This window comes from Azospirillum brasilense (assembly GCF_008365405.1).
Taxonomy (GTDB): Bacteria; Pseudomonadota; Alphaproteobacteria; order Azospirillales; family Azospirillaceae; genus Azospirillum; species Azospirillum brasilense_D.
Map to the genome: position 1 here is coordinate 70,636 of NZ_QOKV01000005.1, position 14,964 is coordinate 85,599.

Sequence of the window (14,964 nt, forward strand, 5' to 3'; positions counted from 1 at the left end):
GTCGCTGATAAAGAAGCGCTCCATCCCGCGTCGCCACCCGGGTCGGGCCATGAAGAGGACGCGCTTCACTTGTTTTGAACGGGACGCTCGGCGCGCCATTGGGCGTTCCGATTGGCCACCGCCTTGCGCTCCTCGTCGGTCATCCGTTCCTCGAGCGCGCCCAGGATGTCGAAAATCCTGGCTTTGAGCGCCTTGTCGCCCCGGGCCGCCGCCCGGGTGAACCACAGATGCGCTTCCACGGTGTCCCGCGGCACGCCCTCGCCTTCCAGATACAGTTCGGCCAGGTTGAAGGCGGCCGAAGGGACTCCACGCTCCGCCGCCCGCCGGTACAGCCGGGCCGCCTCTGGAACGTCCCGGCCACCCCCCGTGCCCCACCGCAGCAGGTTCGCCAAGTTGTTTTGGGCGAACGGATGGTCCTGCTCCGCGGCCTTCCGGTACCAGGAGCGCGCCAGCGCGAGATCCTGGCGCGCCGCGTGCCCTTCCTCGAGCAGCAGCGCCACACTGTACTGGGCCTTTGCGTAGCCCTTCTCCGCCGCCTGGAGGAGGAGCGCGAAACCCTTTCTCTCGTCATGAAACCGGCTCGCCCGGTCGAGGTGCATCTGACCAAGGTTGTTCAGGGCCTCAATGTGGCCGCCCTCAGCCGCCCGCATGAACCGTCGGAACGCCTCGGCGTCATCGGCGCGAGCGCCTTTCCCAAGATAGTGCGCGAGGCCGCAGCGGAACTCGTCCTCGACGGTCGGGACTGGATTGGCGCAGGCCGCCGCGAGGGCGTGTGCATCGAGCCCCTGGGCACCGGCCGCGCCTGCTATCGCCAGCGCCGTCCCTGCGGCTGCGATCTTCGCCAGCCAAGCCCCGTACCCCACGTCCACCCCCCTCATACCCATGCCGCACTCCCTGCCCAGGTCGGCCCAGGATAGTTGACAAACGCCGGATAACCAAATAATCAAATGACTGTTAGAGCATTTGATGGTGCGTGATGGCCGACCTGAGGCTGGACGAGGAGCGGGCGATCGAGCTCGCCGAGATTTTCCGGATGCTGGGTGACCCGAACCGCCTGCGCATCGCGGTGGCCTGTTTGGGTGAGCCGCTGTGCGTTGGCGATGTCGCCGAGCGCGTGGGCCTGTCGACCGCGCTGGTCAGCCACCACCTGCGCGTGCTCCGCGCCGCCCGGTTCCTGGTGGCCCGCAAGCGCGGCAAGCAGGTCTTCTACGTCGCCACCGATGAGCGCGTCCGTTGCATCCTGGAGGACATGGTCGAGCACGTCGTGGAACCCGCCGCGGACCCGGAGGAGGAGAACAATGGATGAGCGCCAGGAAGCCGCCCGCGGCGCTGACGACGATGACGATCGCGTCCAGGACTACGGCCATGTCACCTCGGGCTACCGCCGTATGTTGTGGGCCATCATGCCGCTCGATGTCGACCACGACCTTACCACGGTCGTGGCTGATCTCGTATCCGGCTTCCAGGCACTCATAGAGCACTCCCTCGGCTTCCTCGGCGACGGTACCATCACCCTGCTCGAGCTTGCTGGCGATTGCCTGGAGTCTGGTGTGGCGCGCGCGGGTGGCGCTCCGTCAAGGCCCGTTCCTGGCCGGACTCGGCGTCGGTGTGGTGGCATCCTCGATCTGCCGGGTTCTGGTACCGTACCGGATCAAGGCCAGGATCACGGGCCTGTTCAGCGCATTGGCGCTCGTCATCATTGTCGTCTCGACGCCGATCCTTCGCAGCAAGGACGACGCCAACGCTCAGGCGGTCTGACTGTTCTCGTGCAACAACGCACTCGGCTGCGTCTCAGTCATCATCGCAGCCGGGCTCGATGTCTGCACCGGCGCGACGTGGCGAGATCTTGTCAACGCAATCGCCATTGTGGAGCAATTCCTTCAATCCTCGACCTCCATCGTTTGACGCCCCGGCTTGGACCTCCGTGCACCAAAAGGTGTCATTTCAGCCCGAAGCTGATCCTGCTTCACGGCTTAACTAGACAATTCACTGAACTCCAAGGGGGCACGGAGGATGGAAAATGGAGAGCCGTCGCAACGCATATAATGTTTAGGCCGGTGCTAGTCCTCACTAAGATTCATGGCTTGGTCTGCGCGATCGAGACCCGCGAAGACAAGGTCGCACTTAGTTCTCCGGGCGGTAGTGAGGACACGTTTTCCTTCGATGCCAAGACGGTGGTCTTGACTGCGCCGCCCAAAGGGCCTCGGCAGGTGACCGACGAGATCAGAAAGCACGGTTCAATGCGGGGAATCGGTGCAGAGGGCCACTCCGACGTGAGCCCGAACCGAATTCTGTGCCACGACGGACCGCGACGAATACAGGTTCTGCCGAAGACGCTGTTCCCTTGAAGAGCACATATGGGAGAGGACAATGCTTTCACTAGTGAAGGTAGCGATCGTGCTTGTAATAGCGGCTGCCGGTGGCGGCGCAGTCCTGGCGCAGACGGGGCGTTCGGACATGCCTTGGATGATGAGGCCAGGTTTTATGGACAACTGCATGGAGTCAGGAATGATGGGACGTCGCGGCGGCGGGCACTTCATGCAACGCCATATGACCTACATGCAAGGGGGGCTGCCGCCACTCTACGCCAATCTTGTCAACCCCTTGCAGCCAACACCCGCGGTCTTGTCACGCGGCGCAGAACTGTACGGTACCTACTGCGCTTCCTGTCACGGTTCCGAAGGGCGTGGGGATGGCAGCGCGGGGCAGAGCCTGCGCCCCCGGCCCGCCGACATCGCAGCTTCCGCACAGATGCCAATGGGCGACAACTTTCTCTTCTGGACGATCGCGGAGGGCGGACAGCCCTTTGGCACGGCCATGCCCGGATTCCGCGATTCCCTCAATCCTGACGAGATCTGGGCCATTGTCACCTACTTGCGTGCAGGCCTACCGTCAGGACGCCAACTCCAGTAGATCTCAAGGGGTGCGGGACCACAGTCACGCCGACAAAGTAGGCTCATGGAAGTGCCATCAAGCAAACCGGGCCGGGAGCGATGGCTGGCACGCCGGGCGGGCAGAACCAAATATTCAAGAAGATGTCGATCCACTTTATGGTTGAATGGCATGACGTGCCAAGCCTGAGACTGGGCGAGGATCGGGCGATCGCGCTCGCCGAGATTTTCCAGATGCTGGGTAGCCCGAACCGCCTGCGCGTCGCGGTGGCCTGTTTGAGTGTGACACTGTGCGTTGGCGATGTTGCCGAGCGCGTGGGCCTGTCGACCGCGCTGGTCAGCCACCACCTGCGCGTGCTCCGTGCCGCCCGGTTCCTGGTGGCCCGCAAGCGCGGCAAGCAGGTCTTCTACGTCGCCACCGATGACCGCGTGCGCTGCATCATCACAGACATGGTGGAGCACGTCATCGAACCCCCCGCGGACCCGGAGGAGGAGAACAATGGATGAGCGCCAAGTGGTCAGCGGCGGCGCCGATGACGCTGATGACGACCGCATCCAGGACTACAGCCACGTAACCCCAGGCTATCGCCGAGCGCTGTGGACTGTCGTGCTGCTCAACGTCGGCTATGGCGCCGTCGAGATCGTCGCCGGGCTGATGTCCGGCTCCCAGGCGCTTATGGCGGACTCCCTCGACTTCCTTGGTGACGGCACGATCACCCTGATGGGCCTGATCGCCATCGGCTGGAGCTTGGCGTGGCGCGCGCGGGCGGCCCTCCTTCAGGGCCTCTTCCTTGGTGCCCTCGGCGTCGGCGTGGTCGCGTCCTCGATCTACCGGGTGTTCGTGCTGTACCAGCCCGAGGCCGGGACCATGGGGCTGTTCGGTGGGATCGCGCTCGCCATCAACGTCATCTCGGCATTGGTCCTGCTGCCCCACCGCAAGGGGGACGCCAATGTGCGCGCGGTCTGGCTGTTCTCGCGCAACGACGCGCTCGGCAACGTGGCCGTCATCGCCGCCGCGGGCCTCGTCGCCTGGACGGGCACGCGCTGGCCGGACCTCGCCGTCGCGGTCGTCGTCGCGGGGCTGTTCCTGCAATCCTCGGTTTCTATCGTCCGACACGCGCGCTCGGACCTGCATCAGGCCAAGGCTGCCGCCTCGCCCTGACCTGCGCCACCCCGAACCCATAACCGGCCGCGTCGCCGGATGCCGCGAAGACACGGCGGAGAAGTGCAATGGACAATTATCGTGAACCCACCACCCGCCTACCCGGACCCGAGCCGCTGCGCTTCAAGGTCCAGGGGTTGGATTGCCAGAACGAGGTGCGCGCCTTGAAGGCCGCGGTCGGTCCGCTCGTCGGCGGCGAGGGCAAGCTCACCTTCGACACCAAGGCCGGGATGATGGCGGTGGTGCCCCAGGACCGCGCTGCTCCCGAGGAGATCGAGCGCGCCGTCGCCACGACCGGCATGCGCGCCAGCCTGTGGCGTGATGAGCCTGTCGAACTCGCCTTCAAGGTCCGCGGCCTGGATTGCCAGAACGAGGTCCGCGCGCTCAAGGCCGCCGTCGGCCCTGTCGTGGGCGGGGAGGAGCGGCTGAGCTTCGACACCAAGGCCGGAAAAATGATCGTGAAGGCCCTCGCGCCCGTGGCCACGGACGAGATCCGCAGCGCCGTCGCGACCACCGGCATGCAGGCCGAGCTTTGGCCTGAATCGGATAGTGCGGCACCCGTGGCACCGGCCGCGAGCGGCATCTCCTGCACTGGGGCTGCCTGCTGTGACACCGACGAGCGCCCCTCCGGTTCCCTCATCTTCAGCGTCCAGGGACTGGACTGTCAGAACGAGGTCCGCGCCCTGAAGGGCGCCATCGGCCCGCTGGTCGGTGAGGATAAGCTGTCCTTCGACACCAAGGCCGGGACCATGACGGTGGCGCCCGGGAACACTGCCTCGGTGGAGGACATCGAGCGGGCGGTCAGCACGACCGGCATGCGGGCAAGCCTCCGGAGCGAGGCCCCCATTGCTCTTCGCTTCAAGGTCCGCGGGCTCGACTGCCAGAACGAAGTCCGCGCCCTGAAGGCTGCCGTTGGTCCGGTCGTCGGTGGCGAGGACAGGCTCGCCTTCGACACCAAGGCGGGGACGATGACCGTCGCGGCCCCCGTGCCCGCCGACGCGGTCCGCCGAGCCGTGGCGACCACCGGCATGCAGGCCGAGCTCTGGGCCGAGGGTGACGTACCGCCGACGGCGCCGACCGGTGACACCTGCGGCATGTCGTGCGGCGCATCAGCACTGACCACGCCTGTTCCGGTCCAACTGCCGGGTCAGACGGTGCTGCGCATCCATGGCATGGACTGCGGCGAGGAGGTGGCCGCGCTGAAGCGCGAGGTCGGCCCCGTGGTCGGCGGTGAGGACAAGCTCGCCTTCGACCTCATCAACGGCCGCATGTCGATCTCCGGCGACCCGGACCCAGCGACGCTGGAGCGGGTCACCAAGGCCGTGGCCCGGACCGGCATGCAGGCGGAGGTCTGGCAGGAAGGCGCGACGACCGAGGCGACCGAGGCGGAGGAGCGTCGTCGGCGCCTCCAGACCGCCCTCACGACGGCCAGCGGCGTCCTCGCCGCCGTCGGCTTCGGGCTGCACGCCTGGCTCGGCGGCGGTGCCGCGGCCGCCTTCATGGGCGAGGCCGAAGCGCCCTGGGTTTCGATCCTCGCCTACGCCGTCTCGATCCTCTGCGCGGTCCGCTACGTCGCGCCCAAGGCGTGGCTCGCGGCCCGGCGGCTGCGGCCGGACATGAACCTGCTGATGGTCGTCGCCGTCACCGGCGCCGTGCTGATCGGCGAGTGGTTTGAGGCGGCCACGGTGTCGTTCTTCTTCGCCCTTGCCCTGGCGCTCGAGGCGTGGAGCCTGGGACGGGCGCGCCGGGCGGTCGCCGCCCTCATGGAGCTCGCGCCGCCCACGGCTCGCGTGCGCTTCCCGGACGGCACCGAACGCGAGGTGCCCGCGGGCGAGGTCGCCGTCGGGGCGCATATCGTCGTCCGCCCCGGCGACAAGCTGCCGCTCGACGGCCGCGTCGCGGCGGGTACCAGCGACATCAACCAGGCCCCCATCACCGGCGAGAGCGCGCCGGTGGCGGTGGCGCCGGGCTCCGAGGTCTTCGCCGGAACCATCAATGGCGCGGGCGCGCTTGAGATCGAGACGACCAAGGCCGCCCAGGACACCACACTCGCCCAGATCATCCGCATGGTCGGCTCGGCCCAGAGCCGCCGCGCGCCCACCGAGGCGTGGGTCGAGCGGTTCGCCCGAATCTACACACCCGTGGTCATGGCACTGGCCATCGCCGTCTTCCTGCTGCCGCCACTCCTGCTCGGGGGCGACTGGCAGACATGGTTCTATCGCGCGCTGGTGCTGCTGGTCATCGCCTGCCCGTGCGCCCTGGTCATCTCGACACCCGTCAGCATCGTCGCTGCGCTGACTGGCGCGGCCCGGATGGGCGTGCTGGTCAAGGGCGGCGTCTATCTCGAGGCGCCCGCCCACCTCAAGGCCGTGGCCATGGACAAGACCGGCACGCTGACTGAGGGGCGCCCGCGGGTCGCCGATGTCGTTTCACTCACCGGACGCTCCGAGGGCGAGCTCATTACCCTGGCCGCGGCCCTCGAGGCGCGCAGCGAGCACCCGCTTGCCCGGGCCATCCTGGAGAATGCGAAGGAACGGGGCGTGTCGCCGGTTCCCGCCGAGGACGTCCAAGCGGTGCCCGGCAAGGGCGTGACCGGCCGGGTGGATGGCCGCGCCGTGTGGTTGGGTTCACGCCGCTACATGGAGGAGCGCGGCCTCGCCACCCCGGAGGCGCTGCGGCGCGCCGACGGGTTGGCGGCGGCCGGGCGCACCCTGGTCGCCGTTGGCGACGAGGGCGGCGTGTGGGGGCTGGTCGCCGTCGCCGACACCGTCCGACCCGCCGCCCGCGCCGTGGTGGCGGCGCTGCACGCGGCGGGCATCGAGCGTGTGGTCATGCTGACCGGCGACAACCGCGCCACCGCCGAGGCGATCGCCCGCGAGACCGGCGTCGACGAGGTGCACGCCGAGCTCCTCCCGGCCGACAAGGTGGCCGCGGTCGAGGACCTCGTCGCAAAGCATGGGGCAGTCGCCATGGTCGGCGACGGCGTCAACGACGCCCCGGCCATGGCCCGAGCCAACCTCGGCATCGCCATGGGGGCGGTCGGCACCGACGCGGCGATCGAGACGGCGGACATCGCGCTGATGTCGGATGACCTCTCCAAGCTGCCCTGGCTGGTCCGGCACTCGCGGGGGACGCTCGGCGTCATCCGCCAGAACATCGGTTTCTCGATCGTCGTGAAGCTGGTGTTCGTGGTTCTGACCTTCGTTGGGATGGCCTCGCTTTGGGGTGCGATCGCCGCTGACGTCGGTGCCTCGCTGCTCGTGGTGCTGAACGGGCTGCGGCTGCTGAAAGCGCAGGCATCGGCCGCATAGCGTTGCATGCATCGCCGTGCCCGCCAAGCCAACGGAGGGCGGGTACGGCGGACGTGAAACCGGCCGGGGCTCGGCAGCGATCCCCGCCCCTGAGAGGCCAGGCAACCGTCGGCATCACCTGATCACGCCGGACCCTCACCGGCCATCACAACGGAGCAGAGCGTGAGCGAAACCTACCTGCTGGCGGCGCTGCTGGGCGTTGTCGAAGGCTTGACGGAATTCATCCCTGTCTCCTCCACGGGCCATCTCATTCTGCTCGTCGACCTCATCGGTTTCCGCGGACCGCCCGGCAAGGTGTTCGAGATCGTCATCCAACTCGGGGCGATCCTCGCCGTGTGCTGGATCTATCGGGCCAAGCTCCTTCATGTGGCCGCGGGCCTGCCCGCGGGCCTGCCACGTGACTCGTCCGCCCGGCACTTCGCCATCGTCGTCCTGATGGCGTTCCTCCCGGCGGCGCTGGTCGGCGCCCTGGCCCACGGCTTCATCAAGAGCGTGCTGTTTTCCCCCTACATCGTTTCGGCGAGCCTGATCCTGGGTGGCCTTGCGATCCTCGCGATCGAGCGCGCCATACCTGTGCCGCGGGTGCGCGACATCAATGGGATCGGCCCTAGGACCGCGCTAATGATCGGCGCTTGCCAAACCCTGGCGATGGGCCCGGGTGTCTCACGCTCGGGCGCCACCGTCATGGGGGCGTTGCTGCTGCGCGTCGACCGCAAGACAGCAGCCGAGTTCTCGTTCTTCCTGGCAATCCCGACCATGCTCGGCGCAACCGCCGTCGATTTCTACAAGAACCCAGGTGTGCTCAACTCCGGAGACGCGCTCGTGATTGCCGTCGGTTTCGGCGCGGCGTTCCTGGCGGCTCTTGTGGTCGTGCGCGCCGTCGTAGCGTTCGTCGGCCGCCACGGCTTCACGCCGTTCGTCTGGTACCGCATCGCCGTGGGCATGACCATGCTGGCGTTCCTCGTGGCACGGTGACCGGGTGTGCTCCAGCAGAGCCTCACACCGTCTTCACCCTCGACCGGGCGGAACCGGCCGCCAGACTTGGTCATCTCACACCTCCGACGTTGAATGAGAATACCGCCATGACAACGCAAGCTGCTGGCCACCACCCCAAAGCGCCCACGCGCCAGCGAACACTCGGCACCGCACTTTTCACGGCCAGCCTCGCCTCTGCCGTCGACCAGGCGTCCAAATGGGCGATCCTCGAACACGTCATGAATCCCCCGCGCCTCATCGAGGTGACACCGTTCTTCAACCTGACGCTTGGCTTCAACCGCGGCGTCAGCTTCGGGTTGCTGGGCGACGGGACCGCAGGGCCCTGGTTGCTCAGCGGTCTGGCGCTGGCGATCGTCATCGGCTTGGCCATGTGGGCGCGGCGCACTGACAGCCGGATCGAGGCCGGTGCCATCGGCGCCATCATGGGGGGCGCCATCGGCAACGTCGTCGACCGCGTTCGCCAGGGTGCGGTGACCGACTTCCTGGACCTGCACGCCTTCGGGTGGCACTGGCCTGCCTTCAATCTGGCCGACGTCGCCATCGTTTGCGGCGTCGGGGTGCTGCTGATGCTCTCATGGTTCGGCAAGGACAGCGAAGATCCTGCACTCGTGGAACATCCGTCGCCCCGACGGTGAGCGGTCGGACGGCATGGACGTGGGAAGGGCTCCAGATAGGAGCGGACTCACGCGGGGACTCCTAGCGCTGATTGCTGTCATCATGAGCCAAAAAAAACTTCCTTGCCCAATAAAGACTTGCCAGAAGTCGTGTGAGGGTTGCCCGGTTCGAGGGGCGCCTTACTGCGATTTCTATAAACCTCCCATTGCGGCCTATTTCATTGCTTTGGTCGCGGCGCTGGTTTTGGTGGTTATTGGCACGGTTGTTTTGCGTTAATGCTCGAGGGATGTGAGAAAGGGCCTCAGGGATGAGCGGACTGGTGCGTGGACTTCTGGCGCTGGGCACACGTGTGCGGGGCATCAGCCTATTGGCAGTGGCCGTGTGCCTGCTGGCCGCAGGCTTGTCGGCCGAGCCCGCCGGAGCGGCGGAAGGGCCATGGGCCTCCCACGACACCGCCCGCGCCCGCCTGATCGCGGCGGCGGACGCCGTCGGCGACCATAAGACGCTTCCAGCTGGCCTGCATGTCGTCCTGGCCGATGGCTGGAAGACCTATTGGCGCTCGCCGGGGGACGCGGGGGCACCGCCGACGGTGGACTGGTCCGGCTCGAAGAACGTGGCCGGGGTGGGGTTCCTCTGGCCCGCGCCACACCGGTTCACGCTCTTCGGCCTGGAGACCTTCGGCTATTCCGGGGAGGTGGTGTTCCCCCTCGATGTGGAGGTGGAGCGGCCCGGTGAGCCGGTCGCGCTGCGCGGAAAGGCGGACATCCTGGTGTGCAGCAACATTTGCGTGCCGGTCGTCCTGGACATCGCCCTCGATGTGCCCTCGGGAACCGCCGCCGCGGACTCCGGGACGGCCCATCTGCTCGCGCGCTTTCAGGCTGCGCTGCCCGACGACGGCTCCCTCTCCGGCCTGCGGGTCGAGGGCGCGACCGTCGAACCCGGCAGGCCGGGAATGCTCGCCGTGAGCATCGCCTCGGACCGCCCGCTTCGGGAGCCGGACGTCCTGGTCGAGAGCCGCGACTGGACCTTCGGCAAGCCGGAGTTTTCCTATGGCCTAGATCGCAAGAGGGCGATCGCCAGACTGCCCATCGGCTCCGGCCCCAACGCCGTTACCATGCCCGGCGTGGCCCTCACCGCGACCGTGACGGACGGCCCGCGCGCCGCAGAGTTTCGCCTTGCGGTTGCTGCGGCGGCGGGTTCTGGTCCTGGAATCGGAGAATTCACCGCGGTGCTTGGCATCGCCGTGCTCGGCGGCCTGGTGCTCAACTTGATGCCCTGCGTCCTGCCGGTCCTCAGTCTGAAGCTGTTGTCGGTGATCGACCAGCGCGACAGGGCGCGGCGGCGCATCCGCCTCGGTTTCCTGGCGTCCGCCGCGGGCATCGTCGTCTCCATGCTCGTTCTCGCGGGGGCCCTCGTGGCGCTGAAGGCGGCCGGGTTGGCCGTGGGCTGGGGCGTCCAGTTCCAGCAACCCGCGTTCCTGGTGCTGATGGCCGCCGTCCTCGTCGTGTTCGCGTTGGGTCTCGCGGGTGGCCCTGAGATCCCGCTGCCGTCCGGCCTAGCCACCGTGCTCGTCCGCACGGGCGGTGACGGGCTTGGCGGCAACTTCGCGGCGGGGGCGTTCGCGACCCTGCTGGCGACGCCGTGCTCGGCACCGTTCGTCGGTACGGCCGTGGCGTTCGCCCTGGCCCGGGGCGGGCTCGAGATCCTGTCGATCTTCGCCGCCCTCGGCCTGGGTCTCGCCGCGCCGTATCTCCTGGTGGCGGCGTTCCCCCGGCTCACGGGTCTCCTGCCCCGCCCCGGGCGCTGGATGCTGGCCTTGCGGCGCCTGCTGGCGCTGGCGCTGCTCGGGACCGCGGCGTGGCTCCTGACGGTGTTGGCGGCCCAGTCCTCCTGGCAGGCGTCCGTCACGGTCGCGGTCGCGCTCGTCCTGCTCGGGGCCGCACTCCTGTTCCGGTCACGCCTTGGCGTCGCCGCCACCGCGCTGACCGCGGTCGTCGCGCTCTCCGGCGCGCTCGCCGCGCCGACCGTGCTGGACGCGGTGGCGCAAACGGGAACCGATTCCCGGCCATCCTCGGCGACTGGCTGGGTGCGGTTCGATCAGGCCGAGATCGGGCGGCTGGTGGCCCAGGGGCGGACGGTGTTCGTCGACGTCACCGCGGACTGGTGCATCACCTGCAAGGCCAACAAGTCCCTTGTCATCGAGCGGGCCGAAGTCGTGGCAGCGCTGACCGCCGACGGCGTCGTGCCGATGCAGGCCGACTGGACCCGGCCCGACCCCCGGATTTCCGACTACCTCGCCCGTTACGACCGGTACGGGATTCCGTTCAACGCTGTCTATGGGCCGGGCGCGCCGCGCGGCATCGTTCTGCCCGAGATCCTGTCCGTCGGGGCTGTCATCGAGGCGATCGAGAGCGCCAAGGGCGGTGGCTCATGACGGAATCGGCGGACGAAGGTCGGGCGGCACCGCCCTCAGAGGCGCCCCGTAGCCGGAACGCCGATGCGGTTGCAGGCGTTGTCCAACGCCGTGCGCTGGCACCGGTGTACCGGGCGGTGATCGCCCTGGGTCTCGGCGGCCTGGCCGTCCTCGCGCTTCCACCGTTCTCGCTGTTTCCGGTGCTGCTGCCCGCCTTCGGCGGGCTTTTCCTGCTGCTCGAGGGCGCGGCACCCGCGGCTGCCGCGCTCACGGGATGGAGCTTCGGCTTTGGCTTCTTCCTGGTCGGTACGCACTGGATCGCCGAGAGCTTCTTCGTCGACCCCCAACGCTTCGGATGGATGGCCGTGCCCGCAGTCGGGGGGCTCGGCGGCTTTCTGGCCCTCTTCCCCGCTGCGGCCGCGTGGGCCTTCGCTCGCATTAAGGTCGGCGGCACGGCGGGCGTTCTGCTGTTCGCGGGCCTCTGGGCCGGGACCGAATGGCTCCGAGGGCATGTGCTGACCGGCTTTCCTTGGAATCTCATCGGCTACACCTGGGTTGACCACAGCGGGCCTCGGCAGGTCGCTGCGGCGGTGGGCAGCTACGGCCTGAGCCTGCTGACCGTCGTCGCCGCGATGCTTCCGGCGGTCGCGGTGTTCACAGTCTCGGTGCGGGACCGCCGCCACGCGCTCGTGGTCCTCGGGATCGTGGTCGGCGCGCTCTGGAGCGGCAACCTTCGGCTGCCCCCCGGGGACCTCGAGGAGCCCTCTGGACCGGTGGTGCGCGTGGTCCAGGGCAACATCGCGCAAGCGCAGAAATGGCGGCCCGAGGAGCGGGCGGCCATCGCCGAGCGTTATCTGGAACTCTCCGCCAAGCCCGGCGATTACGACATTCTGCTCTGGCCCGAGACAGCCTACCCGGGCTTTCTCGAGGAGAACACCACTATGCTCGCGCGGGTTGGCAAGCTGCTGCCGCGGGGCGCCCACCTGCTGACCGGGACACCTCGGCGCACCGTTGAAGACGACGGCCCCGCGTACTGGAACGCCATCGTCGCCGTCGATGACCGCGGCCGGGTGACGGCGAGTTATGCCAAGCACCACCTGGTGCCCTTCGGTGAGTACGTGCCTCTGAAGGGCATGTTGCCGATCGAGCGGCTTACGGCTGGCCTCGGAGATTTCTCCGCCGGACTCGGCCCACAGACGGTTGCGGTCGGCGGCACGGCGGTCGGATTCTCGATCTGCTACGAGGCGATCTTCCCCGGCGCGGTGGTTGAGCGGGAGAACCGCCCGACTTGGATCTTCAACGCCACGAACGACGCTTGGTTCGGCACCTCGATCGGCCCGTACCAGCACCTCGCGTCAGCCCGCATGCGCGCCGTCGAGGAGGGCCTGCCGATAGTCCGCGCCGCCAACACGGGGGTTTCCGCCGTCATCGACGGTTTCGGCGCGGTGCGTGCCAGCCTGTCGCTGGAGGAGACTGGAATCCTCGACACCCGGCTTCCGCGAAGCCTGCCGCCGACCGTCTATGGCCGGTACGGGGACCTCGTCCTCATCCCCCTGTTCCTGGCCGCGGTGTCGGCCGGGTGGGCCGTCCGGCGTCCTGCCCGCCGGTGGCCGCACGATCCGTCCGGCTTGTAGGACACACAGACCGTGAGCCGTGGAGGTCCGACACGCCGCCAGCCCATAGCCATCCCCGTCGACCCAGAACCGCGCCAACGCTCGCACTGGAGGCCCCATGTCACAAATTCCTCGAGACAGAAGTCTGGATAGCACGTTGGCCCTGTTGTTGGATGGCTACAGGTTCATCTCGAAACGGTGCGAGCGCTATCGGTCCGACATCTTCGAAACCCGACTCATGCTCACAAAGGCGGTTTGCATGAGGGGCGAGGAGGCCGCCCGTATCTTCTACGATGGCGACCGCCTGACCCGGCAGGGCGCCATGCCTGTGCCGGTCCTGAAGCTGCTCCAGGACAAGGGAAGCGTTCAGCAAATGGATGGACAGGCCCATCGGCATCGCAAGCGGATGTTCATGTCGCTTATGACCCCGGCGAGCATCCAGCAGATCGGTGACCTGTTCGCCGATCAGTGGCGCACCCGCGTCGGCATGTGGAAAGACAGAGGCGAGGTCGTGCTCCACGAGGAGATGCAGGAGATCCTGTGCATCGCCGTGTGCAGGTGGGCCGGTGTTCCGCTCACGGCGGCGGAAGCGAAGCAAAGGGCGCGCGAGTTTGCGGCGATGATCGATGGCGCCGGAGCGGTTGGGCCACGGAACTGGCGGGGCCTGCTGCTCCGGGCGCGGACGGAGCGGTGGATCCGAGATGTGATTGAAAAGGTGCGTGCTGGCGAGCTCACGGTCGCGGAGGAGAGCGCCGCGCACGCCATCGCCTGGTACCGCGATCCGGACGGCGAACTGCTGGACACCAAGGTGGCAGCCGTCGAGATGATCAATCTGTTGCGTCCAACGGTGGCGGTCGCCTGGTACGTGACCTTCGCTGCCTTGGCGCTGCATGAACACCCAGCGTGCCGACCGAGGCTTGAGGCTGGCGACGGCGACTATCTCGAGTGCTTTGTGCAGGAGGTCCGTCGGTTCTACCCGTTCTTCCCCCTCGTCGGGGGCCGCGTACAAAACGGCTTCGAGTGGAAAGGCTACCATTTCGCCCAGGGAATCTGGGTCCTTCTCGACCTGTATGGCACCAACCACGACGCCCGCGTGTGGGATGAGCCGGATGTCTTCCGGCCGGAACGATTCCGCCGCTGGGACCGGAACGCCTTCAACTTCATCTCCCAAGGAGGAGGCGACCATCACGAGAGTCACCGCTGCCCGGGGGAGTGGATCACGATCGAGCTCATGAAGCGGGCCGTGACCCTGCTGACCATGGCCATGGATTATGACGTGCCGGAGCAGGACCTGCGGGTCGACCTTTCGAGAATGCCCGCCATACCGAAGAGCCGCTTCGTAATCACGAACGCAAGGCTGACCCGTTAGTTCGGCGTGCCTAGCATAGCCCGAACCAAGCGCCTCGGCAGGGCAAGCCGAACACCGGACCGTCCAAAGACAAGCCGGTGCGGGCCGTCAGGCACGAGTTCCAGGTGCCGCCCGTCTCCGCGGTCATCAAGGTCACCGTGAGCGCAAGTACGCCGGGAGCCGTCTGACGGCCGTCGGCAGGCACACGTGGGTCCCGGAGCCGCACCCTCGACTGGGCCGCGGCTCCGGGACCATCGTCACTTCGCCGCAGGCGAAATACTCGTGACGGTGTAATTGTCCCCGTTCCCCTTCTCCAGCCCGAAGGCGACCGCCTGGCCCGGCTGAACCTTGGAGAGGTCGACGTTCGGCGCAACCTGGAAGTCCATGGTCATCGCGGGCCACTTGATGGCCGGGATCGGCTCGTGGTTCAGGTTGATCGTCTTCTTGACCGGGTCGACCTTCTTCACCACGCCCTTGCCGGTGATGGGCTGGCTCGCCTGCGATCCCATGTTCATCCCCGGCATGCCCTGGTTCGACTGGGCCAGGGCCGGTCCGGCCAGGAACGTCGCGACGGCCGCGACAATGGCGGTCTTGTATACCTTCATGATGTTATCC

General features: G+C 67.6%; 13 protein-coding genes. 11 read left to right on the forward strand and 2 right to left on the reverse strand.

Annotated features, from left to right (window positions below; genetic code table 11):
- Window positions 1–65 precede the first annotated feature (65 nt).
- A complete protein-coding gene (locus tag DS837_RS10610; protein WP_170295808.1) occupies window positions 66–878 on the reverse strand; it encodes a tetratricopeptide repeat protein in 813 nt (270 codons plus the stop codon).
- A gap of 98 nt (window positions 879–976) precedes the next feature.
- On the opposite strand from DS837_RS10610, the gene DS837_RS10615 reads away from it, so the two are divergent.
- The 11 genes from DS837_RS10615 (at window position 977) to DS837_RS10665 (ending at window position 14,370) form a co-directional block, all read left to right on the forward strand.
- Complete coding sequence (locus DS837_RS10615) at window positions 977–1,306, forward strand: ArsR/SmtB family transcription factor (protein WP_149164702.1); 330 nt, start codon at window positions 977–979, stop codon at window positions 1,304–1,306.
- A gap of 218 nt (window positions 1,307–1,524) precedes the next feature.
- The gene (locus DS837_RS10620) at window positions 1,525–1,758 is read left to right on the forward strand and encodes a hypothetical protein (protein WP_149164703.1); all 234 of its coding nucleotides are present in this window, start codon (window positions 1,525–1,527) and stop codon (window positions 1,756–1,758) included.
- A 750-nt stretch (window positions 1,759–2,508) separates the two neighbouring features.
- Complete coding sequence (locus DS837_RS10625) at window positions 2,509–2,913, forward strand: c-type cytochrome (protein WP_170295809.1); 405 nt, start codon at window positions 2,509–2,511, stop codon at window positions 2,911–2,913.
- An 80-nt stretch (window positions 2,914–2,993) separates the two neighbouring features.
- Complete coding sequence (locus DS837_RS10630) at window positions 2,994–3,398, forward strand: ArsR/SmtB family transcription factor (RefSeq protein WP_247889861.1); 405 nt, start codon at window positions 2,994–2,996, stop codon at window positions 3,396–3,398.
- Window positions 3,391–4,053: a cation diffusion facilitator family transporter gene (locus DS837_RS10635; RefSeq protein WP_149164705.1), complete on the forward strand. Its 663-nt coding sequence runs from the start codon at window positions 3,391–3,393 to the stop codon at window positions 4,051–4,053. The genes DS837_RS10630 and DS837_RS10635 overlap by 8 nt, the downstream gene beginning before the upstream one ends.
- Before the next feature lie 68 nt (window positions 4,054–4,121).
- Complete coding sequence (locus DS837_RS10640; protein ID WP_247889862.1) at window positions 4,122–7,364, forward strand: heavy metal translocating P-type ATPase; 3,243 nt, start codon at window positions 4,122–4,124, stop codon at window positions 7,362–7,364.
- Between the two features lie 162 nt (window positions 7,365–7,526).
- The gene (locus DS837_RS10645; RefSeq protein ID WP_149164706.1) at window positions 7,527–8,339 is read left to right on the forward strand and encodes an undecaprenyl-diphosphate phosphatase; all 813 of its coding nucleotides are present in this window, start codon (window positions 7,527–7,529) and stop codon (window positions 8,337–8,339) included.
- A gap of 107 nt (window positions 8,340–8,446) precedes the next feature.
- On the forward strand, window positions 8,447–8,995 hold the full coding sequence (gene lspA / locus DS837_RS10650; RefSeq protein ID WP_149164707.1) for a signal peptidase II: 549 nt from the start codon (window positions 8,447–8,449) through the stop codon (window positions 8,993–8,995).
- A 287-nt stretch (window positions 8,996–9,282) separates the two neighbouring features.
- Window positions 9,283–11,409, forward strand: coding sequence for a protein-disulfide reductase DsbD family protein (locus DS837_RS10655; RefSeq protein ID WP_149164708.1), 2,127 nt, complete (start codon window positions 9,283–9,285; stop codon window positions 11,407–11,409).
- Complete coding sequence (gene lnt / locus DS837_RS10660; RefSeq protein ID WP_149164709.1) at window positions 11,406–13,022, forward strand: apolipoprotein N-acyltransferase; 1,617 nt, start codon at window positions 11,406–11,408, stop codon at window positions 13,020–13,022. The genes DS837_RS10655 and lnt overlap by 4 nt, the downstream gene beginning before the upstream one ends.
- A gap of 136 nt (window positions 13,023–13,158) precedes the next feature.
- Complete coding sequence (locus DS837_RS10665; RefSeq protein WP_247889863.1) at window positions 13,159–14,370, forward strand: cytochrome P450; 1,212 nt, start codon at window positions 13,159–13,161, stop codon at window positions 14,368–14,370.
- A gap of 236 nt (window positions 14,371–14,606) precedes the next feature.
- Here DS837_RS10665 and DS837_RS10670 read toward each other — a convergent pair whose 3' ends face one another.
- The gene (locus DS837_RS10670) at window positions 14,607–14,954 is read right to left on the reverse strand and encodes a copper-binding protein (protein WP_211102180.1); all 348 of its coding nucleotides are present in this window, start codon (window positions 14,952–14,954) and stop codon (window positions 14,607–14,609) included.
- Window positions 14,955–14,964 lie beyond the last annotated feature (10 nt).